This window comes from Leucobacter komagatae (assembly GCF_000834055.1).
Taxonomy (GTDB): Bacteria; Actinomycetota; Actinomycetes; order Actinomycetales; family Microbacteriaceae; genus Leucobacter; species Leucobacter komagatae_A.
Map to the genome: position 1 here is coordinate 43206 of NZ_JXSQ01000017.1, position 24469 is coordinate 67674.

19 protein-coding genes and 1 tRNA gene are annotated in these 24469 nt (G+C 66.9%); 11 read left to right on the forward strand and 9 right to left on the reverse strand.

What is annotated here, in order from left to right:
• Positions 1-98: 98 nt before the first annotated feature.
• The 4 genes from SD72_RS11835 to SD72_RS11850 form a co-directional block, all read right to left on the reverse strand.
• Complete coding sequence (locus SD72_RS11835; protein ID WP_042544674.1) at positions 99-692, reverse strand: 50S ribosomal protein L25/general stress protein Ctc; 594 nt, start codon at positions 690-692, stop codon at positions 99-101.
• A gap of 179 nt (positions 693-871) precedes the next feature.
• The gene (locus SD72_RS11840) at positions 872-1543 is read right to left on the reverse strand and encodes an NAD(P)H-binding protein (RefSeq protein WP_232299752.1); all 672 of its coding nucleotides are present in this window, start codon (positions 1541-1543) and stop codon (positions 872-874) included.
• Between the two features lie 66 nt (positions 1544-1609).
• Positions 1610-2086: an aminoacyl-tRNA deacylase gene (locus tag SD72_RS11845; protein ID WP_042544675.1), complete on the reverse strand. Its 477-nt coding sequence runs from the start codon at positions 2084-2086 to the stop codon at positions 1610-1612.
• Positions 2087-2239: 153 nt separating this feature from the next.
• On the reverse strand, positions 2240-2923 hold the full coding sequence (locus SD72_RS11850) for a response regulator (protein ID WP_042544676.1): 684 nt from the start codon (positions 2921-2923) through the stop codon (positions 2240-2242).
• Positions 2924-3098: 175 nt separating this feature from the next.
• Here SD72_RS11850 and SD72_RS17020 point away from each other — a divergent pair, with 175 nt between their 5' ends.
• Positions 3099-5030: a sensor histidine kinase gene (locus SD72_RS17020; protein ID WP_052492649.1), complete on the forward strand. Its 1932-nt coding sequence runs from the start codon at positions 3099-3101 to the stop codon at positions 5028-5030.
• Positions 5031-5256: 226 nt separating this feature from the next.
• Here the strand turns inward: SD72_RS17020 and SD72_RS11860 are convergent, their stop codons facing one another.
• The 3 genes from SD72_RS11860 to SD72_RS11870 form a co-directional block, all read right to left on the reverse strand.
• A complete protein-coding gene (locus tag SD72_RS11860) occupies positions 5257-6234 on the reverse strand; it encodes a ribose-phosphate diphosphokinase (RefSeq protein ID WP_042544677.1) in 978 nt (325 codons plus the stop codon).
• A gap of 28 nt (positions 6235-6262) precedes the next feature.
• The gene (gene glmU, locus SD72_RS11865; protein WP_042544696.1) at positions 6263-7726 is read right to left on the reverse strand and encodes a bifunctional UDP-N-acetylglucosamine diphosphorylase/glucosamine-1-phosphate N-acetyltransferase GlmU; all 1464 of its coding nucleotides are present in this window, start codon (positions 7724-7726) and stop codon (positions 6263-6265) included.
• Between the two features lie 156 nt (positions 7727-7882).
• Positions 7883-7954: transfer RNA gene (locus tag SD72_RS11870), tRNA-Gln, on the reverse strand.
• A 128-nt stretch (positions 7955-8082) separates the two neighbouring features.
• Here SD72_RS11870 and SD72_RS11875 point away from each other — a divergent pair.
• Positions 8083-8631: a MarR family winged helix-turn-helix transcriptional regulator gene (locus SD72_RS11875; protein ID WP_042544678.1), complete on the forward strand. Its 549-nt coding sequence runs from the start codon at positions 8083-8085 to the stop codon at positions 8629-8631.
• A 50-nt stretch (positions 8632-8681) separates the two neighbouring features.
• On the opposite strand, the gene SD72_RS11880 is transcribed toward SD72_RS11875, so the two are convergent.
• Both SD72_RS11880 and SD72_RS11885 read right to left on the reverse strand, forming a co-directional pair.
• Positions 8682-10373, reverse strand: coding sequence for an amidase (locus tag SD72_RS11880; RefSeq protein WP_042544679.1), 1692 nt, complete (start codon positions 10371-10373; stop codon positions 8682-8684).
• Positions 10374-10443: 70 nt separating this feature from the next.
• Positions 10444-11610, reverse strand: coding sequence for an acyl-CoA dehydrogenase family protein (locus tag SD72_RS11885; protein ID WP_042544680.1), 1167 nt, complete (start codon positions 11608-11610; stop codon positions 10444-10446).
• A gap of 532 nt (positions 11611-12142) precedes the next feature.
• Here SD72_RS11885 and SD72_RS11890 point away from each other — a divergent pair.
• From SD72_RS11890 to SD72_RS17765, 9 genes are all read left to right on the forward strand, one after another.
• Positions 12143-14113 (forward strand): DUF7507 domain-containing protein, encoded by a 1971-nt coding sequence (locus SD72_RS11890; protein ID WP_042544681.1) that lies wholly within the window; start codon positions 12143-12145, stop codon positions 14111-14113.
• A gap of 226 nt (positions 14114-14339) precedes the next feature.
• Positions 14340-14486 (forward strand): hypothetical protein, encoded by a 147-nt coding sequence (locus SD72_RS17995; protein WP_198141955.1) that lies wholly within the window; start codon positions 14340-14342, stop codon positions 14484-14486.
• Positions 14483-14572: a potassium-transporting ATPase subunit F gene (locus tag SD72_RS11895; protein WP_042544682.1), complete on the forward strand. Its 90-nt coding sequence runs from the start codon at positions 14483-14485 to the stop codon at positions 14570-14572. Before SD72_RS17995 ends, SD72_RS11895 begins: the two co-directional genes overlap by 4 nt.
• Complete coding sequence (gene kdpA / locus SD72_RS11900) at positions 14572-16272, forward strand: potassium-transporting ATPase subunit KdpA (protein WP_042544683.1); 1701 nt, start codon at positions 14572-14574, stop codon at positions 16270-16272. Before SD72_RS11895 ends, kdpA begins: the two co-directional genes overlap by 1 nt.
• Positions 16247-18370: a potassium-transporting ATPase subunit KdpB gene (gene kdpB, locus SD72_RS11905; protein ID WP_042544684.1), complete on the forward strand. Its 2124-nt coding sequence runs from the start codon at positions 16247-16249 to the stop codon at positions 18368-18370. The genes kdpA and kdpB overlap by 26 nt, the downstream gene beginning before the upstream one ends.
• A gap of 61 nt (positions 18371-18431) precedes the next feature.
• A complete protein-coding gene (gene kdpC, locus SD72_RS11910) occupies positions 18432-19046 on the forward strand; it encodes a potassium-transporting ATPase subunit KdpC (protein WP_042544685.1) in 615 nt (204 codons plus the stop codon).
• Between the two features lie 2 nt (positions 19047-19048).
• The gene (locus SD72_RS11915; protein WP_042544686.1) at positions 19049-21601 is read left to right on the forward strand and encodes an ATP-binding protein; all 2553 of its coding nucleotides are present in this window, start codon (positions 19049-19051) and stop codon (positions 21599-21601) included.
• Positions 21598-22290 carry a response regulator gene (locus SD72_RS11920; RefSeq protein ID WP_042544687.1) on the forward strand — a complete coding sequence of 231 codons (693 nt, stop codon included), beginning with the start codon at positions 21598-21600 and terminating at the stop codon, positions 22288-22290. The genes SD72_RS11915 and SD72_RS11920 overlap by 4 nt, the downstream gene beginning before the upstream one ends.
• Before the next feature lie 195 nt (positions 22291-22485).
• On the forward strand, positions 22486-24469 hold a 1984-nt coding region (locus SD72_RS17765), incomplete at its 3' end, for a fibronectin type III domain-containing protein (RefSeq protein ID WP_042544688.1).

Here is a 24469-nt window from a genome sequence, read left to right on the forward strand (position 1 = left end):
AACACACCGAAATTGCTCTCGGCTGAACCCGGCCCCACACAGCACGAAACCCGTCGGGCGGTGATTCGCCGCCCGACGGGTTTCGAGAAACCGTTTGGTTACTCTGCAGCTGCCTCAGCGGCAGCATCTGCCTCATCGTCAGCAGCGGATCCGCGCGGCACGATGACCTGCACAACGAGGTGCGACTCTTCGTCGACGAGCTCAGCGCCCTTCGGCAGATCGAGCTGGTCAGCGAGCACCTGAGTGCCCTCTTCAGCGCCCTCGATGTTCACCTCAACCGACTCGGGGATCGACGTTGCGGGAACGAGCAGGCGGATCGTGTTGAGCTCCTGGATCGGCGTGGTGCCCGAGAAGGACTCGCCGATGATGTGGATCGGGACCTCAACCTCGACCTTTTCGCCCTTCTTCACGATGAGCATGTCGACGTGCTCGATGATCTGGCGTACCGGATCCTTCTGCACATCCTTGATCAGGACGAGGTCCTTCTTGCCGTCGAGGGTGACCTCAACAAGCGGGTTCGCGTAACGAACGATGAGGCTCAGCGGGTGAGTCTCAACGGTGACGTGCTTGGGCTCGGTGCCGTGACCGTAGACCACTGCGGGGGTCTTGCCAGCAGCGCGAAGCTTGCGGGCTGCGCCCTTGCCGAAGCTCTCGCGGACGGTTGCGTCGAGCTGGTTATCGATCTTGCTCATGTGTTTCTCCTTGCGGGCTCTCGCCCCGTGTCGGGTGGATTTCTCCACCGGCGTGGTGTCTCGCACTCTAAACGTGCGACGCAGCGATGCCCCAAAAGGCAGGTCGTTCCGCGTCGATAACGGGTGCTTGCGCACCCCTCGCCGAAGTACAGCCTCTAATATTACACGATACGGGGCAGCTACTTCGCCAGCGCGTTCACGGCGTCACTCACTGGCGTCTCACCGTCGAGCAGATCGAACGACGAGCCACTCAGCTCGGGGCGCACGAGCACCTGTGCGAGTACCTCGGCGACGTTGTCGCGGCTCACCGGGCCGCGTTCCAGTTCTCCGACAGTAACTCGCCCAGTTCCTGGTTCGTCGGTGAGCGTGCCGGGTCGCACGATGACCCAGTCGAGCGTGCTTGCGGCGAGCGCAAGGTCAGCCGCGTACTTTGCGCCCTGGTACGCGAGAAAGTCGTCGCCAACGCTGGCCGGCGGCGTGTTTGCAACGCCGATGTACGAGATCTGTACGACAGCAGCGGAGAGCGCCTTGGCTGCCCCCATCGTTGTGAGGGCCCCCTGGTGATCCACCGTTTCCTTCCTGGCCGGGCCCGACCCTGGCCCGGCTCCAGCAGCGAAGAGCAGCGCATCGGCGGCCCCAATCGCGGCCGCGAGCTGTTCCGCCGTTGCCTGCTCAATGTCGGCGAGCACCGCTTCGCCACCGGCGCGCTCGACGTCGGCGGCGTGATCGGGGTTGCGGATCACCCCGAGTACGCGGTGCCCCGCTGCACTGAGCAGTGCGGTGGTGCGCAGCGCAATCTGTCCGTGCCCGCCGATAATCGCGATGGTCTTGGGTGCTTCTGCCTGTGTCACGGTGTCCTCCAGTGTGGTGCTTTCGATACGGTGTGTGGCCTAGCCTGCGGTGTCGCAGCGGCCAGATTAAGCGGCCTGTTCGCCAGCCAGGTCGACGATTTCTGCCCCGAAGGCCTGTGCGAGCTCGTCTGCCAGCACGCGAGCGCCGATCCCGTGGCTTCCTGCCCCAAGCAGGATTTCCTCGCCAACGAGGCTCGCGTCAAGGATGACAGGCCAGGCTGTTGCTGAGCCGAGCGGCGTGATCGTGCCCCGCTCATACCCCGTGGCCGCGAACGCGGCGGCGGCATCTGGCAGCGACAGCCGGTTTACCCCGAGGTGCGCACGGAGCTTCGCCCAGCTGAATTGCGAGTCGAGTGGCGCGAGCACAAACACATACGACGTTCCGCGCTGCACGACGATACTTTTCACGATGAGCGCACCGTCAGCCCTCGGCGACGTCGGCCGCCCAGCGCCCTCGCGTGCCACGAACTCAACCGCTAGGCCGCGCGCCGCAGCGTCCGCCGCAGCGCGTGCGACGGCGGCTGGAGGGTGCGCGCCGGTCACGCCCGACCGCCGAGGCGCGTCTGCTTCCTCCTCGGTGTGTGGTGCAGTCCCGCTCTGCGCATGTGTCGCACTGTCCGATTGCACAGTCGCCTCGCTTCCTCTCGACGTTCCTCTTCGTGAAACACCGCAGCCGGGGAAACTATTTCGTTGGCGTCAGTCAGCAACCGTGACGAGACCAGACTCATACGCGGCAACGACGATCTGGGTGCGGTCGCGCAGCCCGAGCTTCGAGAGTATCCGTGAGACGTGTGTCTTCACGGTCTGCTCCGACAGGAACAACGCGGTGGCGAGCTCGGCGTTCGTGCGCCCGGAGGCGACGAGGCGCATCACCTCGAGTTCGCGTTCGGTGAGCTGCGATAGCGTCGCCCGCCGCTTCGGCTCGGGGCGCGCTGCGTAGTCAGCTATGAGACGCCGTGTCACTGAGGGTGCGAGCAACGCTTCGCCTGCTGCGACGATCCGCACCGCCTGCACGAGGTCTTCCGCGCTCGCGTCCTTCAGCAGAAACCCGCTTGCGCCGGCTCGTAGCGCAGCGAACACGTACTCGTCCGCGTCGAACGTCGTGAGCATGATCACGCGCGGGTTGTCATCGCCTTGGCGAGCGAGCACGGCGCGCGTCGCATCGAGGCCGTTCATCCGCGGCATGCGGATATCCATGAGCAGCACGTGCGGTCGCGTGCGTCTCACAAGCTCGACCGCGGCGTCGCCGTCGGCAGCGTCACCGACAACCGTGATGTCAGGCTGAGCGCCCAGCAGCGCACCGAACCCTTGGCGCACCATCTCCTGGTCGTCAATGATCGCCACGCGAATAGGTTGCTCTTCGGCCTCTGACATGCTCATCCGTCGATCATAGGCGTGCGGTGGCGGCGCGCGCACAGGCGCCAGGCGGATCTCGGCAGCTTCACTCCAGCGAGCTACACGAGCGGCACCGTCGTTCACTCTGGCGGGGGATGTCGCGGTGGCCATGCCAGGCTTACAGTGGGGCAACGGCCGACAGATAGGGAACACTCTCAGTATGGACACACAGACTCCGACGACCGCCTCGGTAGTGCGCGAGACGGGCGGCCTGTACTCGCCCGCCATGGTCGGCAGGGATCTCGGCTACATCCTCCCCGGGTTTCCCATCGCGATCGTCTCGTTCTCACTGCTGCTCACGCTCGCGACGGCATCAATCAGCACGCTTATTCTGTGGGTTGGCCTTCCGCTGCTTGCCGTCACCCTGGTGCTCGCGACGACCTTCGCCGAGCTCTCGCGCGCCCGCCTGCGCTGGTGGGACGGCGACGGCGCCACCCCGCGATATCTTCCCAAGGGCACGGGCGCGTTCGGCATGCTGCGTGCGCTCCGCGATCCACGCCGTTGGTTCGACCTCGCATTTGAGATGCTCGTCGCTTTTCCGCTGCGGATCTTTACGTTTGTCTTCACCCTCACCTGGCTCTCCATGGCAATCGGCGGCATCACCTGGGTGCTGTGGGGCTACTTCCTCCCCAGAGAAGACAACACATTTCCGGCGAACCTCCTTCTTGCGATAAGCGACGGCGCAATCCCCGAGACGGTCGCGCACTCGTACTGGGTTGAGGCAATCTTCTACACACTGTTTGGTGTTGTCGCCATCGCATCTCTTCCCCCTGTGTTGCGCGGCTTAGCCGTGCTCGACGCAACCGTGGCTCGCCTTGCGCTCTGCCCCGATGCGACAAGCAGCCCGAGCGAATCGCCTGCGCAGCCCACCGCAATCACAGCGCGGGCTGGTTGGCCCAAGCCCCGACGCTTCGGAGCAGATGGGGGATGGGTGTGGATCCTCGCTGGCTACTCCGCCGTCGTCCTCGTCGCGATCGGCTGGCCGCTCCTTGCGAACCTCTACTCGGTTCACGTCGCAATCGCGATGGTGTTGGTCATTGCGCAGGCCGCGGCGCTGCTGCTCGCGATCCGACTCCCGGCGGTCGCGATCGCGGTCGCTGCGGCAGCCCCTGCCGTGGCGACGCTCATCTCATCGCTCGACCCAGGGGTGCCCTGGCCATGGCCAGTGAGCATGCTCATCACCCAGGCCGGAATCGTGCTCATCATCGCGCTGCGGCGCGGATGGCAGTGGGTGCTTGCTGCCTGGTGCCTCCCCCAGGCAGCCGTGATCGCAGCCGTACTCATCTCGCAGCCGGGCGCAAGCGGCTTCACGTCTGCGTCGGTCACGAACATGGTGGTCACGTCGTCGGTCACACTCGGGATCGCGCTGCTCGGCATCGTCATCCAGGCCTTCGCCGAGGATCGCGGCGAACTCGTGAAGGAGCGCCGCGCGAATGCGGAGCTTGACGCGAAACAGAAGGAGCTCGCTGAGCGCAACCTCATTGCCAGGGAGCTCCACGATGTCGTCGCCCACAGCATGTCAGTTGTCAGCATCCAAGCAAACACGGCGAAATACCGCATACCAGGGCTCGGTGACGCCGCTGAGGCCGAGTTCGCCGCGATCGCCGAATCCTCAAGGCAGGCCCTCACAGAGATGCGCAGCCTCCTCGCAACGCTGCGCGCGCCGGACGGCTCGGCCCCACTCGTGCCGCAGCCGACGCTCGCCGATCTGCCCGCCCTCATCGAGGCGAGCAGGCAGTCTGGTGCGACGATCACCTACGCACACGACGGGCTCGACGAGCTCGGGGCAGGCGAGAATACGACCGTGCCGGCGTCGACAGCGCTCACCACGTACCGCGTCGCGCAGGAAGCACTCGCAAACGCGATGCGACACTCCCCCGGCGCGGAGATCAACGTCACCGTCGCCGCATCCAGTGCGGGGCTGAGCGTGTCTGTGGTGAACGGACCAGCGAGCACGCCGCCCGGGGCGTCGGCCGGATCAGGAATGGGGATCGCGGGGATCAGCGAGCGCGTGTCAGCGCTCGGCGGAAGCATCGACGCCGGCCCCACTGATGACGGCGGTTTCGCCGTGCGCGCGGTGCTGCCGCTCTAGGCTGCAGTCTCCGGGGGGGGTGCGGGGACTGCAAGGGCTGCAAGGGTCTATCCGGGCTTCGGGCCTGCGCTGAATCGGGCCTGTGCTGAATCGGGCCTGCGCTAGCTGCAATAACTCAGGGATCTGCAGAAGTCATGGAGTTTTCCGCGAATGCGGACATGACTTGTGCAGATCCCTGAGTTAACGCCGGAGAATGACCTCCGCGCAACAACCTGATGCGTTGAGTTTAGGCGGCGCCCTCGAACAGCGAGGTCACCGATCCGTCTTCGAAGACCTCGTGGATCGCCTTCGCGAGCAGCGGAGCGATCGGCAGCACCGTCAGCTTCTCGAAACGCTTCTCTTCGGGAACGGGCAGCGTGTCGGTTACCACCACCTGGTCAATGAAGTCCTGTGAGAGGTGCTCGATAGCACGACCAGAGAAGATCGCGTGGGTGCACGCAATGGTGACGCCGCGCGCGCCGTTTGCCTTGAGTGCCTCAGCAGCCTTGGCGATCGTCCCGCCGGTGTCGATCATGTCGTCGACCACGACGCACCAGCGATCCTTCACGTCACCGACGATCTCGTGCACACTCACCTGGTTCGGCACGAGCGGGTCGCGGCGCTTGTGGATGATCGCGAGCGGTGCGCCGAGCTTGTCGCTCCAAACATCGGCAACGCGCACGCGGCCCATGTCGGGAGAGACGACGACGAGGTCGTCACGGTTGATCGTCTTCTGGAAGTGCTCAAGCAGCACGGGCATCGCGAACAGGTGATCGACAGGGCCGTCGAAGAAGCCCTGAATCTGCGAGGCGTGCAGATCGACCGACATGATGCGATCTGCGCCAGCTGTCTTGAACAGATCGGCGACGAGGCGTGCCGAGATCGGCTCGCGGCCACGACCCTTCTTGTCCTGGCGCGAGTAAGGGTAGAACGGTGCGACGACCGTGATGCGCTTCGCTGAAGCGCGCTTGAGCGCGTCGACCATGATGAGCTGCTCCATGAGCCACTCATTGATGGGGTTGGTGTGCGACTGGATCACGAACGCGTCGGATCCGCGGACGCTCTCGTCGAAGCGCGCGTACAGTTCGCCGTTCGCGAAGGTGCGGGCATCGGTGGGAACGAGTTCGGCGCCGAGTTCAGCGGCGACCTGTTCGGCGAGCTCTGGGTAGGCCCGTCCGGTAATGAGAACGAGCTTTTTCTGCCCGGTCATCTCGATTTTGCTCATCAGTGCTTTCCCACTTGCCCTTCGGTAATTACGTTGTGTGAGGTGTGTCGTTGAGTGAGTCTGTTGCGGGCTGTGCAGCCCGCTCCGCTGCGGCGGCTGAGGTCGTCCCCTTGCGGTTCGTTTCGACCCATCCCTCCAGGTTGCGCTGGGGGGCTACGGTCATCGCGAGCGCGCCAGCTGGCACGTTCTTTCGCACAACCGTTCCCGCAGCAGTGTACGTTCCATCACCAATGGTAACCGGAGCAATGAGAACATTCTTCGAGCCGACGCGAACGGCGTCGCCGACAACGGTCTGGTGCTTGTTCACTCCGTCGTAATTGGCGACGATCGTACCCGCGCCGATGTTCGAATCCCTGCCAATGGTGACGTCACCGACGTAGCTCAGGTGCGGTACCTTCGACCCGTCGCCGATCTGCGCGTTCTTCGCCTCGACGAAGGCACCAATCTTGCCGCCCTCACCGAGCTCGGTGCCAGGGCGGATGTATGCGAAGGGGCCAATCTCGGCGCCCTTCTGGAATGCCGCGAGCGTCGCCTCTGAGCGCCGTACGCGCACGCCCTCGCCGACCTCGCAGTCGGTGAGCGTCGTATCCGGTCCGATGACAGCACCCGTCGCAATCGACGTTGCGCCGTGCAGGAAGGTGCCCGGGAGGATATCGACGTCTGCCTCGATCGACACGTCGGCATCGATCCACGTCGTAGCCGGGTCGACAATCGTGACGCCGTTGCGCTGGTGCTCGCGAATGATGCGGGCGTTGAGCTCACGGCCGGCGTCTGCGAGCTGGGCGCGGTCGTTCACACCGGCGACGACCCACGGGTCGCTCGTCGCAACAGCCTCAACGCCGCCGCCGCTCGCGAGGATCCGCGCCGCAGCGTCGGTGAGGTACTTCTCGCCCTGCGCGTTGTTCGTGTCGATCTCGGCGAGCGCACGCGCGAGCGCGCGGTGCGCGAAGACGTAGACGCCGCCGTTGATCTCAGCGATGCGACGCTGCGCATCGGTTGCGTCTTTCTCCTCGACGATGCCGGTCATGCCGCCGTCAGTGTCCCTGAGGATCCGCCCGAGACCCGTTGGGTTGTCGAGCAGCGCGGAGAGCAGGGTCATGTCGCGCGACTGCGCGAAGTGCCCTTCGAGGAGTCGCGTTACGGAGGCGCCGTCCACGAGCGGTGCGTCTCCGGAGAGCACCACGACGGAGCCGTCGAAGTCGGCCGGAAGCGCGGCGAGCGCGAGCTCAACGGCGCGGCCGGTCCCCGGAACCTCGTCCTGGTCGACGATGATGGTGTCTGGCGCGTGCTCGAGGATGGCCGCGGAAACCTGCTCGCGCTCGTGGCGCACCACTGCGACCACCCGCTCGGGCGACAGCGCGGCAGCCGTATCGAGCACATGCTCGATGAGTGAGCGACCACCGATGCGGTGCAGCACCTTCGGCAGCGAGGACTTCATGCGGGTTCCCTGGCCCGCGGCCAGGATAACGACGGCGAGTGAACGCTCTGTCATGATCGGGTATCCCTTCCTGTTCGCGAGCGAACGACCGCTGCGCGGAGCTGCACCAAGGACTGATGCGACCCGGCGCACAGTTGCTCCCCCACCCTACGCGGCGCCGTGGGCGCCGTTTCGGAGCGACTCAGCGAAGCGTTGCTTCGCCGATGGTCGCTCCGCCCCTAGGATTCGAACCTAGACTTAACAGCTCCAAAGGCTGTCGTGCTGCCATTACACCAAGGCGGACCGCGCCGAAACCGGCACGGATATAGTCTGCCAGACGTCGGGGCCTTCTACGCACCTCTTCGGGCGAACGGGCCAAACTGCGGCGGGTTCACGGGGAAAAATTGGTCCCCGCGCGTGATAATAGGTGAATGGAAGACCGCACCCAAGACACGTTTGACGAGGTTGACGGGATCATTGCGTCATGGAGCGCGGCACGCCCTGACCTAGATTTCGCCCCCCTGACCGTGTTCTCACGGCTCTCGCGCATCGCGAAACACCTCGACCGCGCCCGCTCGCACGCCTTCGAGCGTTCGGGCCTGACGTCGTGGGAATTTGATGTGCTCGCGGTACTCAGGCGCGGTGGCGCTCCGTACCGGCAGAGCCCAAAGGTGCTCGTGCAGCAGACGATGGTGTCGAGCGGCACGATGACCAACCGAATTGACCGACTCGTCGAGCGGGAGCTCGTTCGACGACTCACCGACCCAAACGACGGCCGGGGTGTCCTCGTCGAGATGACGCCCCTCGGGCAAACGCTTGTCGACGCGGCGATGACGCGACTCACCGACGCGGAGGAGCGTCTCCTTGGCGCCATCAGCAAGCCTGAACGCGAACGCCTCGCTGTTCTGTTGCGCAAGCTCGCAAAGAGCGTCGACCGGTTCGAACCGGTCTCGGAAGCGATCGAAATCGTCGAGATGTAGCTGTCGCTCAGTTCCGGGGCGGCCGTTCTTGCGGCGCGCCCCGGGTCAAGCTATGCGAGCCCACCGGGTGCGACGCGGAGCGACCCTTCCCCCGCGCCAGCCTCGAACGCGGCCGCGGTGCGGAGTAGTTCCGGGTCGGCGTAGGCTGCCCCGGCAAAGGTGAGCCCGACCGGCATGCCGATGTCCGCCATAACCCCCATCGCGACCGTCACGGTCGGGATGCCGAGATGGCGGAGCGCGTAGTTCCCGTTCGAGAAGAACACCCCGTTTGACCACGCGTGATCCGCCGCGGCAACGTCGCGCTCGGCGTCCTCCCGGCCGACATCGGCGTTCGCGGGGAACACGATTCCGTCGAAGCCCTCGGCAGCGAGCCAGGACTCGAACAGCTGCTCACGGAGCTGTACGAGGGCCCTGAGCCCGTCCGCGAACTCGGGTAGCTCCCGCGGGTCGGGGATGCCTTCCCGCGCGAACGCGACGACGGCGCGGTAACGGTTCTCGTAGTCCTCGACCTCCTCGTAGCGATCGGGCAGCGTGCCGGGCGGCTGCGGGAAGATCGTGTCGGGATCGACGGTGCCGAGACTCGGGATCGCCGGGTCGCCGTTCGCGCGCAGGAAGTCGTCCCACCCAAAGGCGAGGAAGTGGTTGAACTCGGTGTCCATCCAGCCGTCGGGCAGCACACCGAGTGCGCCGACGTTTTCCTGGCCCGGCCGGTCGCCCTCGTACTGCTCGATGAGCGGGAAGCCGGTCTCGACGATCTCCGCGCCGAGCGCCTCGAGCCGGGCGCGTGCCTGCTCCCACAGCGCGAGCACTGAGGGCCGCACCGTGATCGGGAACGCGGGGTCGAGCCCGAGGTACATTTTCGGCACGGCGAAGCGCTTGCCAGCGAGCGGCGTGGGGTTCGCGCCGACGCTCGCCCCGTCGCCGGCGAGCGCGAGGTACGAGGCTGGCCGGTGCTCGCTCGGCGCGGGCACCTGGACAACCTGCTGCGCTCGCCAGAAGTCGCCGCGGGTGACCGCGTCGTCCTGCACGAGCACGTCGAGCAGCCGCAGCATGTCTGGCATCGAGCGGGTGTGCGGCACGACGACGTCGCGGGCGGGGAACAGCGGCCAATTGCCGCGGATCGAGAGCACGCCCCACGACGGCGTGTAGGCGCAGAGGGCGTTGTTTGAGGCGGGGCTTCGGCCGCTCGACACGGTCTCCTCCCCCATGCCGAATACGGCGAGGTTCGCGGCTGTCGCGACGGCGGAGCCATTCGAGGAGCCTGAGGCGTAGGCGGCAGCGAGGTAGTCGCGGTTGTAGGGCGATTCCGCGCGGCCGTAGACCCCGCGCTGCATGCCGCCGTCTGCCATTGGCGGCATGTTCGTCTTGCCGAGCAGCACTGCGCCTGCCTCACGCAGCTTCGCGACAGAGAACGCGTCCCACTGCGCGACGAGGTCGCGGAAAGCGGGAGACCCCGACGCGACGGTGAGCCCGCGCACCATGTAGGAGTCCTTCACCGTGAACGGCACGCCCTCGAGCGGTCGCTGCGTTCCGGCGGCCCACCGCGCGTCGGACTCGGCTGCCTGGGCGAGCGCTTCGGGGTTGCGCACGACGACCGCGTGCAGCCCGGCATCGCCCGAGTCGTAGGCATCGATCCTGGCGAGGAACTCCTCGGTGAGGCCGGTCGGGGTTGTCGCTCCGGAGCTGAAGGCTGCGAGCACGTCGGAAATGCTCGCTTCGATGAGATCAAAAGACTCGCGCATGCCCCCATGTTAGTGGGGGCATGCGCGAGTCGAGAGCGGTGGATCGTCCCGCCGTGCCGGCGGGAGACGCCTACTTGCGGCCGGTGACGGCGCGCGCGACGATCTCGCGCATGACCTCGTTGGTGCCGCCGTAGATGCGGTGTACGCGCGCGTCGAGGAACGCGCGGGTGATGGGGTACTCGGTGATGTAGCCGTAGCCGCCGTGCAGCTGGACGCCCTGGTCGAGGATCTCCCACTCGCGCTCGGTGCACCAGAACTTCACCTTGGCTGCCTCGTCTGCGCTGAGCTCGCCCTTCTGGAAGAGTCGCATCGCGCGGTCGATGAACGCCCACATGACGTCGACAGTCGTCGCCATCTCGGCGAGGCGGAAGCGGCTGTTCTGGAAGTCGGCGACCGGCTTACCGAAGGCCTCGCGGCTCTTCGTGTACTCAAGGGTCCAGCCGAGCGCTGCCTCGGAGATCGCGGCTGCGACGACGCCGATGGAGAGGCGCTCGAGCGGCAGGTTCTCCATGAGCTGCACGAAGCCGTGCCCCTCAACGCCGCCGATGAGGTTCTCGTCTGGCACGAATACGTCGACGAAGCTGAGCTCGGCGGTGTCGTGACCGTGCGCTCCCATCTTGTTGAGCTTGCGGCCGTGGTCGAAGCCCTCCATGCCCGACTCGATGATGATGAGGCTGAACGCGTCTGGTCGGTTCCCCTCACCAGTCTTCACGAAGGTGACGACCATGTCTGCGGTCTTGCCGCTCGAGATGAAGGTCTTTGCGCCGTTGACGATGTAGCCGCCGTCGGTCTTCTTCGCTGTCGTGGTGACGCCGCGGAGGTCGCTGCCGGTGCCTGGTTCGGTCATTGCGAGCGCGCCGAGCACCTCGCAGGTGGCCATCTTCGGCAGCCACTTCTGCTTCTGCGCGTCGGTGCCAAAGCGAGCGAGGTAGGGAACCGCGAGGTCGTCCTGGATGCCTGCGGCCCCGGCGAGCGATGCGCCGGTGCCCGACTTGATGAGCTCCTCGTTCACGATTGAGCGGAAGCGGTAGTCCTCGAGCATGCCAGCTCCGCCGAATTCCTCGGGAACGGAGAGACCAACGAGGCCCTGTTCGGCTGCGGCGAGCATGGTGGCGCGGTCGACCTCACCGTCTGCCTCCCACTGCTCCATCTTTTCCTGGGTGACGTAACGCTTGATGAATTCCTTCACCAGCTCGCGAAAATCGTCGTGGATCTCTTCGTAAATATCGCGTTCCATGTGCGTATTCCCTTCGCGTCGTCGCGTTGAGCGGTTGTGGTGAGTGGCGCCCCGTCCGCAGCGTCCTGCGCTCAGGGCGTGCTAATCGAAGGCATTGGGTACTCCCAAGCATGAACGACGCCCCAATGCAACGTCAAGCGATTTGTTGCGTAGCTCCAGGTTTGCCCTCCCCAAGCCCGCGCGGCATGCGTAACAACTCCACAACGCGCGCGCCTTTTCCCCGCCAGCGTGTGGTGGCCGCTGACGCCGATACCGGCGCTGCTGCGATCAGCTGTCCCGCCGAACCCGAACCGACCACCAACGGGCGCCCGTGGCACCGGCAAGTAGTGCCGGCCCACGGACCGCGGCAGCCGCACCCGCGCACTGCGGGTGCCGACTACTCAAATCCCCGGGCCACCTCCCCCAAACATGAGCGAGGCGTACTCCGAAGGCCTGCTCCCCGAGCGCCTGGGCATACTTTGGTTCCTGCGCATTAGGCAACGCCCGTAGCCTACGCACGCGCTGACACCTCGGTCATTCCCGAAAGGAAACCATGTTCCTAACGACCAAAATCAGCGGACTCGCGGCGGCATCGCTGCTTGCTTCGTCCGTCACGCTGCCGATACCGCAGCACGAGCTCCCCGCAGAAACAGCGGACCACGCAATCGCAGCTCTGCCAGCGGGAAAGGCGACGGGAAGTTCTCAGTACGGGCTCATCGGAGAGAATCCGGCGGTCGACAGCGCCACGTACGGCGTAACCGTAGACTCCGACGGCGCCATTTGGTACACCGCGACAGGTGGGAGCGCACACGGCGTGAACGTCTACAGGCCCGGCACGTTCGCGCCAGACGGTGGGGACTACCGCGGAAACGGTGACTACGCTGAGGGCACCGGATACCTCGGCTCCGCCTGGCACGACCCGATCCGCTTCGCCAACCGCGACAGCACGATCAAGAACCCTGCCGGTGGCACCGAGCCATGGGCTGAGCCGCGTGGCATCGAAGCGTTGGAAGGCGGGGGCATCGCCGTAAACGATACGAACGGGAACGTCTCCGTGCCCCCGGGAACCGTCTTCTTCTTCAACGATCAGCAGGAACGCATCGGTAGCGCCGGCGTCGCGGGCGACAACGCCTGCTCCACGCTTGCGGAGGGCGAACTCGCTTGGGGCCCGTACGTCGCGGTCCGCGGCGACCGGCTCTTCGCCCCGTACGAGAACTGCAACGTCGTGAGTGTCTTCGGCGTCCCTGGTGGCGAGCCGCTGTATCGGCTCACGGGCGAAGGGCAGACCGTTGGGCAGACTGCGAACGGCCCAGTCCCCAGCGGGCCCGGCAACCTGAGCCACGTCTACGGCGTTTCAACCGACGGGGAGGCGTTTTACACGTCCGACCTCGGCGATACCCGGAGCCCGCAGGCCGGCATGGTGCAACGATGGTTCATCGATGATGCTTCGGAGAGCTGGACACTCGACACCGATTTCGGCGTCGACGGCGCGCTGACCTTCCCGGGCAAGCGGATCTACCAGACGATCGTCGCGCCGGACTCGACCCTCTACGTGATCCCCAAAACGGGCAACATTGAGCACTACACGTCGACGGGCGATCACCTCGGCTCCGTGACGACAGCTGGGCTCCCCTACGACGAAGCCCGCGACCTCGCTATCACCAAGGAGGGGTGGCTCGTGATGACCGCGAAGACCGGAAGCAGCGTGCGACTGCTTGCGGAGAGCCCCTCGCCGGTAACCGGCCTCTCCGCGGAGCATGGCAGCCAGCCGGGCAGCATCGTGCTCTCGTGGGACGAACCCGAGCACCGATCAGGGCAGGCGCCACTGCTCGACTATGTCGTCGAACAGTCCACGGATGACGGCGAGACATGGCAGATAGTGCAGCGCGAAGCGAGCACCGAACACAGCCGCACCCTCACGGGCTTGGGCGGGGAGGCATACAGCTTCCGTGTCACCGGCTACAGCGAGGCGGGGCGGGGCGATTCTGCCGTGATCGAGGGGGTCGACCCCGAACCCGTGGAGTCCGATATCAGCATTGAGCTCGTTGGGGCGGCCCCAGCCGAGATCGTCGAGGGCAATACCGTCACGTGGACCGCGACCGTCACCAACACGGGCAACGCACCGTTGAGCGACGTCATCGTTGACTTCGAACTCGGTCCAGGCGACTTCGCGGAGAACGACCTCGAGGGCACCCTCGAGGCAGGGGAAAGCGTCACCGTCACTGCCGCCTCGCCCATCACCCCCGAGCAGCTCGCGGCGGCGAGCGCGGAGGCGAGCGCGTACACAATCGCGGTTGACGTTCTCGGAACGTCCGTCGTCGACGCCGCTGAGGCGAGCGTGGCGCTCACCGAGCACGCCGTGACCACGCCTGCTCCGCCGGGCGGGAAGACACCGGAGCCAGCGCCGGCAGAGCCCCTGGCGCGCACGGGAGGCGGATCGTTGCTTGAGTGGCTGGTGCTCGCCGCTGTGCTGATCGCGGCAGGAGCTGCCGGGATGTTCGCGCGGACGCGGCGGCTCGCCTAGCGAGGCGCACTCGGCAGCCCCGCTGAGGGGAACGTGACTGGGTCGTTCACCCGCTTGTTGGCGGGTGAAACGACCCAGTCGTCATTGGGCGGGGTTCGCCACGCGTTCGGCGATCGCCTCGCACGCTCCGCTTGCGGCGTTCGGTTCCCGTTAGGGACCGCGCAGCGACCGTATGGATTCCGTTAGGACCCCACTTTTCGCCCCAATACGGGTGTTGAATCAGGGCATGCGCCACCGCGGCGCCCGGCACCAGCTCCCGCTGGCCGGCAGTTCTAGAACGGAGCTCATCGTGCTCGATGTCGTCTTCGCGTTCGGCGTGATCGCGCTCTTCGCCCTCATCGGCCTGCTGGCCAAGGCGGTGGACAAGCTGTGATCGTGTTCAACGCCCTCGCCGCACTGCTCGCGGTCGCCGCGCTTGTCTACCTTGGCATCGCCCTCACCCGGCCGGAGAAGTTCTGATGGGCTGGCTCTCCGCGCTCCTCGCCGTCGCGAGCGTGGCGGCGATCATCGCCGTCATCTATCGCCCGCTCGGCGACTACATGGCCTGGGTCTACACGTCGACGAAGGATTGGCGCGTCGAGCGTGGCATCTACCGCGTCATCGGTGTTGACCCGCGGGCCGAGCAGAGCTGGCAGGCGTACCTCCGCGCCGTGCTCGCGTTCTCCGCGGTGGGGCTACTCATCGTCTACGCGATGCAGCGCCTGCAGCAGTGGCTCCCGTACTCGCTCGGGCTCACAGCCCCGAGCGAGCATCTCTCGTTCAACACGGCGGCCTCGTTCGTCGGCAACACGAACTGGCAGTCGTATTCCCCCGAGGCGACGCTCGGCTACTCGGTGCAGCTCGCGGGCCTCGCGGTGCAGAACTTCACGTCGGCAGCCGTCGGCATTGCCGTCGCGATCGCGCTCGTCAGAGGCTTTGCGTACCGCCGCTCTGGCACGATCGGCAACTTCTGGGTCGACCTCACCCGCGGCACGCTCAGGCTGCTGCTTCCGATCGCTGCGGCGAGCGCGCTCGTCTTGCTCGCCGGCGGCGTGATCCAGAACTTCAACGGCTTCTCGGATGTCACGACGCTCGCGGGCGCGACGCAGTCGATCCCCGGCGGCCCGACGGCCTCGCAGGAGGCGATCAAGCTGCTCGGCACGAACGGCGGCGGCTTCTTCAACGCGAACTCGTCGCATCCGTTCGAGAACCCGACGCCGTGGACGAACCTCCTAGAGGTCGTACTCATGCTCGCGATCCCGTTCTCGCTGCCGCGCACCTTCGGCCGCATGATCGGCGACAACCGCCAGGGCACCGCGATCCTCAGCGTGATGGGCCTGCTCTACGTGCTGTCGTTCTCGGCGCTCACCGCGCTCGAGCTCGCCGGCCGCGGCACGGCGCCCGAGCTCGCTGGTGCGGCGCTTGAGGGGAAGGAGCAGCGCTTCGGCATCATCGGGTCGACACTGTTCGCGACGACGAGCACTGGCACCTCGACGGGTGCCGTGAACTCGATGCACGACTCGTACACGGCGCTCGGCGGCATGTTCCCCATGCTGAACATGATGCTCGGCGAGGTCTCGCCGGGCGGCGTCGGCTCGGGGCTGTACGCGATCCTCGTGCTCGCGGTGATCGCGGTGTTCATCTCCGGTCTGCTCATCGGCCGCACGCCCGAGTATCTCGGCAAGAAGATCGGCCCGCGCGAGATCAAGCTTGCGGCGCTCTACATCCTCGTGATGCCGACGCTCGTGCTCGCGGGCACCGCGCTGAGCTTCGCGCTCCCCGGTGTGCGCGAGAGCGTCACTGGCGAGTCGATCTGGAACCCTGGCGTCCACGGCATGAGCGAGGTGCTCTACGCGTTCACCTCTGCGGCGAACAACAACGGCTCGGCCTTCGCTGGCCTCACCGCGAACACCCCGTGGCTGAACACGGCGCTCGGCGTCACGATCCTGCTCGGCCGCTTCGTGCCGATCGTGCTCGTGCTCGCGCTCGCCGGGTCATTCGCCGCGCAGGACAGGGTGCCGGCGACCGCAGGCACCCTCCCCACCCACCGCCCGCTGTTTGTCGGGCTGCTCGCAACGGTCACGGTGCTCCTCACCGCGCTCGCTTTTCTTCCCGTTCTCGCGCTGGGTCCCCTGGCTGAAGGCTCGTGTAACCATGTCAACGACAACCACATCTCCTAGCCGCGGCGGCTTCTCGCTCGGCCAGCTCGGCGCCGCGCTTCCCGGCGCGTTCCGCAAGCTCGATCCGCGCGAGCAGTGGCGCAACCCGGTGATGTTCATCGTGTGCGTCGGTGCCGTGCTCACGACGGCGCTCGCGCTCGCCGAGCCGTTCCTCGGCGGGCCGGCACCCTCGGGTGGCAGCACCGTGCCAGCGTCGTTCACGGCCGCGATCGCGATCTGGCTGTGGCTCACCGTGCTGTTCGCGAACGTCGCGGAGTCGGTAGCCGAGGGGCGAGGCAAGGCGCAGGCCGAGTCGCTCCGCAAGACACGCACCTCAACAACGGCGCGCCGCGTCGACGACTACGACGAGCTTGGGGACGCTGCGGCCGCGCATGCTGGCTTCACTGCCGTCGCCTCGGCGGATCTCCGCGTCGGCGACACCGTCGTCGTGTCGGCCGGCGAGCTCATTCCAGGCGATGGCGACATCGTCTGGGGCATCGCCTCGGTCGACGAGTCCGCGATCACGGGCGAGTCTGCGCCCGTCGTCAGGGAGTCGGGCGGCGACCGCTCGGCTGTGACTGGCGGCACGCGGGTGCTCTCCGATCAGATCGTCGTGCGGATCACGTCGCAGCCAGGCGACACGTTCGTGGATCGCATGATCGCGCTCGTCGAGGGCGCGGCCAGGCAGAAGACGCCGAACGAGGTCGCGCTGAACATCCTGCTCGCGAGCCTGTCGATCGTGTTCGTCGTCGTCGCGCTCACGCTCAACCCGATCGCCTCCTACGCTGCAGCACCCGTGAGCCTCACAGTACTCACGGCGCTGCTCGTGTGCCTCATCCCGACGACGATCGGCGCGCTGTTGAGCGCGGTCGGCATCGCGGGGATGGATCGGCTCGTGCAGCGCAACGTACTCGCGACGAGCGGCCGCGCGGTCGAGGCAGCTGGGGATGTTACGACCCTGCTGCTCGACAAGACAGGCACGATCACCTACGGCAACCGCCGCGCGAGCGAGTTTCTCCCGCTGCTCGGGGTCGAGCACGGCGAGCTCGTCGCTGCGGCCGCCCTCTCCTCGCTCGCTGACCCGACGCCCGAGGGCAGCTCGATCGTCGAGCTCGCCGAGCAGCTCGGCAGCGATTTCGATCGCTCCCCGGGCGGCACTGCCGTCCCGTTCACCGCGCAGACCCGCATGTCTGGCGTCGACCTGCCTGACGGCTCGCTCGTGCGCAAGGGGGCGGGATCCGCTGTGGCCGCGTGGCTGAGCGAGGGTGGATCGGCGCTGATTCCCGCCGTGCAGTCGGAGCTCGATGCGCGCGTCGCTGAGGTCGCGGGGAGCGGCGGCACCCCGCTCGTCGTCGCGGTTGCCGCCGCCGACGGCAGGCGCCGGGTGCTGGGCGTCGTGCACCTCAAGGACGTCGTGAAGGAGGGGCTGCGCGAGAAGTTCACTGAGCTGCGCGCGATGGGGATCCGCACCGTGATGATCACGGGCGACAACCCGCTCACGGCCGCAGCGATCGCGGAAGAGGCCGGCGTCGATGACTTCCTCGCGGAGGCGACCCCGGAGGACAAGCTCGCCTACATTCGCAAGGAGCAGGAGGGCGGCAATCTCGTCGCGATGACGGGCGACGGCACGAACGACGCCCCAGCGCTCGCCCAGGCCGACGTCGGCGTCGCGATGAACTCGGGCACCTCTGCCGCGAAGGAGGCCGGCAACATGGTCGACCTCGACTCTGACCCGTCGAAGCTCATCGAGATCGTGCGCATCGGCAAGCAACTGCTCATCACCCGCGGCGCGCTCACGACGTTCTCGATCGCGAACGACATCGCGAAGTACTTCGCGATCATCCCGGCGATGTTCATGGGGGTGTTCCCGGGCCTCGCTGCCCTGAACATCATGGGGCTGAGTTCTGCGGCGTCGGCCGTGCTGTCGGCGATCATCTTCAACGCGCTCGTGATCGTCTTCCTCATCCCGCTCGCGCTCCGCGGCGTGAAGTACCGGCCGGGCGGGGCCTCCAGCATCCTCGGCCGCAACCTCGCGGTCTACGGGCTCGGCGGTGTCGTCACGCCGTTCGTCGGGATCTGGCTCATCGACCAGGTCGTCCGGCTCATCCCAGGGTTCTAGCGGCGGTGCGCACACCCGCGCGAGACCGCTCACGATTCGCACAACGAAAGAAGCTCACACCATGACTGCCGCAAGCCGTACCTCCCGCCGCACTGTCTGGGTCGCGATCCGCGCGATGGCGCTGTTCACGCTCCTCCTCGGCGTCGCCTACCCGCTCGCGATCACGGGGGCGGGCCAGCTCGCCCTCCCGTTCCAGGCGAACGGCTCGCGCCTCGCCGGCCCCGATGGAACGACCGTCGGCTCCGTGCTCATCGGTCAGCAGTTCCTCACGGCCGCGGGCGAGCCCGACCCCGCGTTCTTCCAGCCACGCCCGTCAGCGGCAGGCGACGGCTACGACGGCGCCGCATCGTCCGGTTCGAATCTCGGGCCTGAGAACACCGACCTCGTCGCCGCGATCGGTGAGCGGAAGGCCGCCGTCGCCGCGTTCAACGGCGTGCCAGAGGGCGAGGTGCCAGCCGACGCGGTCACCGCATCCTCCTCGGGCCTCGACCCGCACATCAGTGCGGCCTACGCGCAGCTGCAGGCGGCGCGCGTCGCGGAGGCACGCGGGCTCGCTCCAGCCGCGGTCGAGCAGCTCGTCGCCGCGCACACCGCAGGCCCCGACCTCGGACTCCTCGGGGAGAGTAGGGTAAACGTGCTCGAACTCAACCTGGCGCTCGAGCAGTTGCGGGGGTGAACATGGCACGACGAGGCAGGCTTCGCGTGTTCCTCGGCGCTGCCCCCGGCGTCGGGAAAACCTTCTCGATGCTTGAGGAGGGCAGCAGGCTCCTCGCCGAGGGCCGCGACGTTGTGATCGGCGTCGTCGAATCCCACGGCAGGGCGGCGACCGCCGCACTCACCGAGGGGCTCCCCCTCGTGCAGCGCGCCAACGTCGCGCACCGCGGCGTCGAGCTCGAGGAGATGGATCTGGCCGCCGTCATCGAGCGTGCGCCCGAGATCGCGCTCGTCGATGAACTGGCGCACACCAACGCGCCCGGTTCCGCGCACGCGAAGCGCTGGCAAGACGTCGAGGAGCTGCTCGCGCACGGCATCGACGTGATCTCCACGCTCAACGTGCAACACATCGACTCGCTCAACGACGTTGTCGAGCAGATCACCGGCGTGCCGCAGCAGGAGACGGTCCCCGACAGCTTTCTGCGCGGCGCGGACCAGCTTGAACTGGTGGATCTCGCGCCGCAGTCGCTGCGCGACCGGCTCGCCGGAGGTTTCGTCTACCCAGCCGAACGGATCGACGCGGCACTCTCGCACTACTTCAGGCTCGGCAACCTCACCGCGCTGCGCGAGCTCGCGCTCGTGTGGCTCGCCGACGAGGTCGACCAGGCCCTCAGGGGGTACCGCGCCGAGCATGGCATCGACGGCACGTGGGAAGCGCGCGAGCGGGTCGTCGTAGCGCTCACCGGCGGACCTGAGGGTGAGACGCTGCTGCGTCGCGGATCGCGCATCGCCGCCCGCTCCACCGGTGGCGAGCTCCTCGCGGTCCACGTCACGAGCCAGGACGGGCTGCGCGCAGCCGGCCCGGACGTGCTCGCGCGTCAGCGCGCTCTCGTCGAACAGCTCAACGGGAGCTACCACCAGGTCGTCGGAGAGGACGTCCCGACCGCGCTCGTCGAGTTCGCCCGCTCGGTGAACGCGACCCAGCTCGTGCTCGGCGCGAGCAGACGTGGCCGCCTCGTCGCAGCGCTCACGGGCCCTGGCATCGGCGCGACCGTGGTGCGAGAGTCTGGCGACATCGACGTGCACATGGTGAACCACGCCGCGGCCGCGCGCCGGCTCGCGTTGCCGCCGCTCACGGGGGCACTCACCACAAAGCGGCGAGTTCTCGGCTTCGTCGTCGCGCTGCTCGGCGGGCCGGCGCTCACGTACCTGCTCATGTTGTCGCGCAGCCAGGACTCAATCACGAGTGACGTGCTCAGCTACCAGCTACTCACCGTCGTCGTCGCGCTCGTCGGCGGTATCTGGCCGGCACTCTTCGCCGCGGTGTTCTCGGGCCTCACACTCGATTTCTTCTTCATCGAACCGATCTTCACCGTACACATCCACCAGCCGCTTCACCTGCTCGCGCTCGCGCTGTACGTCGTGATCGCAAGCCTCGTGAGCTTCATTGTCGATCGCGCGGCACGGCACACACGCGCGGCGACGCGCTCAGCCGCCGAGTCGGAACTCATTCAGACGATCGCGGGCAGCGTGTTGCGCGGCGACGACGCGGCGCAGGCGCTCGCTGACCGCACGCGCGAGGCGTTCCAGCTCAGCGCGGTGCGGGTCGTCGGCGTCGGCACCGCTGACGAACCAGGGCGTGAAATCGCGAGCTCTGGTGACGCTACGCATGACGCTCCCGTCACGCGCGTCGACCTCGGCGAATACGCGACGCTCGAGCTACACGGGGCTCCGCTCGCCGCCGCTGAACAGCGGCTGCTGTCGGTTGTCGTCTCGCAGCTTTCCGCGGCGCTCGCCCACCAGCAGCTCGAACAGACCGCCCGGGAAATCGAACCCATTGCAGCCTCGGACCGCGTGAGAGGCGCACTCCTCTCCGCGCTCAGCCACGATTTGCGCCGCCCGCTCGCTTCGGCGACCGCGGCGGTCGGGGGGCTCAGGGCAACAGGGGCGAAGCTCACAGCCGCCGATCGCGCAGAGCTTCTCGACACCGCAGATGAGAGTCTCGCTGCGCTCGCGACCCTGCTCACCGACCTCCTCGACGTGAGTCGGCTCCAGGGCGGGGTGTTGAGCATCGCGAACGTACCCACCGATCCGGCCGAGGCCATCGCGCCTGCCCTTGACGAGCTCGCGCTTGGTCCTGGCGAGGTGCGGCTCGCGCTTGGGCATGGGGAGACACTCGTCAACGCAGACCCCGTGCTGCTCCAGCGGGTGCTCGTAAACCTGCTCACGAATGCCCAGCGGCACTCCCCCTCAGGCGTACCCATCCTCATCACGACGAGCGTGTTTGACGGTGCGCTCGAGATCAGGGTGATCGATCGCGGGCCAGGTGTCCCCCACGACCGCTTCGACGACATCTTCGTGCCCTTCCAGCGCCTCGGTGACACCGATAACGAGACCGGGCTCGGACTCGGACTCGCGCTGTCGCGCGGCTTCGTTGAAGCGATGCGGGGTACGCTCACTCCAGAGGACACCCCAGGAGGAGGGCTCACGATGGTTGTTGCACTCGCGGTTGCGCATGACGCGCCGCTCAGCGGCGAGGCCGGTGTCGCTCCGCAGCACCACGGGGGAAGCACGTGAGGATCCTCATCGCCGATGACGACCCGCAAATTCTGCGCGCCCTCCGCATCACGCTCACCGCAAAGGGCTACGAGGTCTTCACCGCGGAAGACGGTGCCGCGGCAATATCTGCGGCCGTTGATCACGAACCAGACCTCATTGTGCTCGATCTCGGCATGCCACGGCTCGACGGGCTTGAGGTGATCCATGGGATCCGCGGCTGGTCGCGCGCCCCGATCCTTGTTGTCTCTGGCCGGTCCGGGGCAGCAGAGAAGATCGAGGCGCTCGACGCAGGGGCGGACGACTATGTGACAAAGCCGTTCTCTGTCGGGGAGCTGCTCGCGCGGATCCGTGCGCTGACGCGCCGCGGGCCGCGAGAGGAGGCCGCGCCTGTCGCAACGCTGGGGGCGGTCGTCATCGACCTTGCCGCGCACAGCGCGGTCAGGAGAACCGATGACGGCGACAAACAGATCAGGTTAACGCCAACCGAGTGGCAGGTAATCGAGATCCTCATCCGCAACGCTGGCAAGCTCGTCACCCGCCAGACGCTGCTCACGAGCATCTGGGGAACGGAGCACGCGGAGGACACCGGGTACCTCCGGCTCTACGTCTCACAGCTGCGAAAAAAGCTTGAGGACGATCCGGCGAACCCGGTCCACATCCTCACGGAGCAGGGCATGGGGTACCGACTCGCGGGGCTCCGCGAGTAACCCTACTGGGGCGGCGAACGCACGGGAGCCGGCGCGTGCATACTCATTGATGAGCCACCTCTTGCCCAGATCCGCGCGTCAGTCTCCCCTACTTGGGGACGGGGAGCCCGCACGGGTGTAGGTTTTTTCGGTGCACTACACAACGACTGTAACTTTGTTGTCGTTGTTGGCTGGCACCGAACCCGAAGGGAAGCCATGTCCACGATGACTCGGCTCGGGGCACTCGTCGCTGCGGCGGTCACTGTCTCGGCTTTATCGCCGCATCCACCACCAGCACAGGCAGTCCAAGATCCGCTCCCGGCAGCAACCGCTCGCGCCGACACCACGGCGGAGCTCACGGCAGCTGGGAAGGCGACCGGCAGCAACCAGTATGGCCTCATTGGCAGCGACGATTCGCCGCTGCCAAGCCTGTACGGAGTCACCATCACCGCTGACGGGGCGATCTGGTACGCCGATCCAGGGGTGAGCGGGTTTGGTCGCGGCGTGTATGAGTACCGCCCAGGCCAGTTCGATCCGCTCGGCGGCGACTATCTCGGCGGCGGTGAGTTCGCCGACGGCGGCGGCTACCTGGCGGCAGCCTGGGATGAGCCCATCAGGTACGCCAACCGCGATAGCACCGCAGCTAACCCTTCCGGGGGCTCAGAACCGTGGGCTGAGCCACGCGGCATCGAGGCGCTCCCCGGCGGAGGCGTCGCCGTCAACGACACGAACGGTGTGATTAGCACGCCGCTCGGCACCATCATCTTCTACGACGCAGCGCACAACCGCACGGGAAACGCGGGCTTCACCCGCGACGAAGGCTGCTTGCTGCTCGCTGAGGGGGAACTCGTCTGGGGCCCCTATTTCACCGTCGTCGGAAGCACGCTGTTCGCACCGAACGAGCTCTGCAATGTCGTGAGCGCATTCGAGGTTCCCAGTGGCGAACCGCTCTATCGACTCACCGGCGAAAACCAAACCGCCGGAGCGCGCCCGAACCCACCGCACAGCACAGATCCTGGCGACCTTGCTGGCCCCTACGGGGTCTCCTTCGATGGTGAGGCGTTACTCACGACCGATATTGGCGTAGACCGAGCCACTGGCGGCGCCGTGCATCGGTGGCTCATCGATGAGGCCGCGCAGTCATGGGAACTCGACCGCGACTTCGGCGACAACGGAGCCGTGCTGGCCCCGGGGACCCTGTTGTACAACACCATCGTCGACCCCGGTCGCGCACTCTATTTGGTCCCGGGCGAGGGGCAAATCACCAAGCGCGGCCTCAACGGCGACTTCATCGAGAACGTTGCACTTCCCGGCATGCCGTACCCCATTGCGCGCGATGTCGCCGTCACCCCGGAGGGCTGGCTCGTCGTGACGGTGCGCGCGAACAAGCCGCTACGGATGCTCGCACAGAGCCCCTCGCCAGTCACCGGACTGACCGCACAGGCGGGCAGCGCTCCCGGCAGCATCGACATCAGCTGGGACGAAGTGCCCACCGAATACGGTCAGGCGCCCGTGCTCGACTACCTCGTCGAGCTCTCCACTGACGACGGCGCAACATGGACGACGGCGCAACGGCCGGTGTCGCTCGACACGTCGACCACGCTGAGTGGACTGTCTGCCGGACCACACAGCATTCGCGTCACCGCGCTCAGCGAGGCGGGGCGTGGCGACGCGGCGACGGCGCAGGAGGTCCTGCCCGCGGTCACTGCGCCCGACATTTCGGTGACGCTCACGGGCGTCGCGCCGGAGGACACGAGCGAGGGCGAGCCAGTCGAATGGACCGCGACAGTCTCGAACACTGGCAATACCGCACTCGATGACATCGCCGCCGTGTTTGCGACCGGAGCCGGCAACGCTGAGGAGACCGTCGAATTCGAGTCACTCGACCCCGGCGAAAGCACGATACTCCTAGCGACGAGCACGCTCATGCAGGAAGACATCGAACGGCTCACCGTCGAGAACACGGTTGCCGTGTCTGGCGACGAACGAGAAACGGGTTCGCAGGTGACCGCGAGCGCGAGCGCGACCGTCGCACTGCAGGAACCGGTGATCCCGGATCCTGACCCCGATCCAGACCCAGACCCGGATCCAGACCCGGATCCCGACCCGGATCCAGATCCAGATCCAGACCCGGACCCCGATCCTGATCCTGATCCCGACCCAGATCCTGACCCGGACCCGGACCCAGATCCCGATCCAG

Coding starts and splice junctions, on each gene's coding strand:
- SD72_RS11880 (WP_042544679.1), bottom strand. CDS start 10,373: ATGCGCGAGTCTTTTGATCTCATCGAAGCGAGCATTTCCGACGTGCTC.
- SD72_RS11915 (WP_042544686.1), top strand. CDS start 19,049: ATGGCACGACGAGGCAGGCTTCGCGTGTTCCTCGGCGCTGCCCCCGGC.
- SD72_RS11850 (WP_042544676.1), bottom strand. CDS start 2,923: ATGAGCATGTCAGAGGCCGAAGAGCAACCTATTCGCGTGGCGATCATT.
- SD72_RS11875 (WP_042544678.1), top strand. CDS start 8,083: ATGGAAGACCGCACCCAAGACACGTTTGACGAGGTTGACGGGATCATT.
- SD72_RS11890 (WP_042544681.1), top strand. CDS start 12,143: ATGTTCCTAACGACCAAAATCAGCGGACTCGCGGCGGCATCGCTGCTT.
- SD72_RS17020 (WP_052492649.1), top strand. CDS start 3,099: ATGGACACACAGACTCCGACGACCGCCTCGGTAGTGCGCGAGACGGGC.
- SD72_RS11860 (WP_042544677.1), bottom strand. CDS start 6,234: ATGAGCAAAATCGAGATGACCGGGCAGAAAAAGCTCGTTCTCATTACC.
- kdpA (WP_042544683.1), top strand. CDS start 14,572: ATGGGCTGGCTCTCCGCGCTCCTCGCCGTCGCGAGCGTGGCGGCGATC.
- SD72_RS17995 (WP_198141955.1), top strand. CDS start 14,340: ATGCGCCACCGCGGCGCCCGGCACCAGCTCCCGCTGGCCGGCAGTTCT.
- glmU (WP_042544696.1), bottom strand. CDS start 7,726: ATGACAGAGCGTTCACTCGCCGTCGTTATCCTGGCCGCGGGCCAGGGA.
- kdpC (WP_042544685.1), top strand. CDS start 18,432: ATGACTGCCGCAAGCCGTACCTCCCGCCGCACTGTCTGGGTCGCGATC.
- kdpB (WP_042544684.1), top strand. CDS start 16,247: ATGTCAACGACAACCACATCTCCTAGCCGCGGCGGCTTCTCGCTCGGC.
- SD72_RS11885 (WP_042544680.1), bottom strand. CDS start 11,610: ATGGAACGCGATATTTACGAAGAGATCCACGACGATTTTCGCGAGCTG.
- SD72_RS11835 (WP_042544674.1), bottom strand. CDS start 692: ATGAGCAAGATCGATAACCAGCTCGACGCAACCGTCCGCGAGAGCTTC.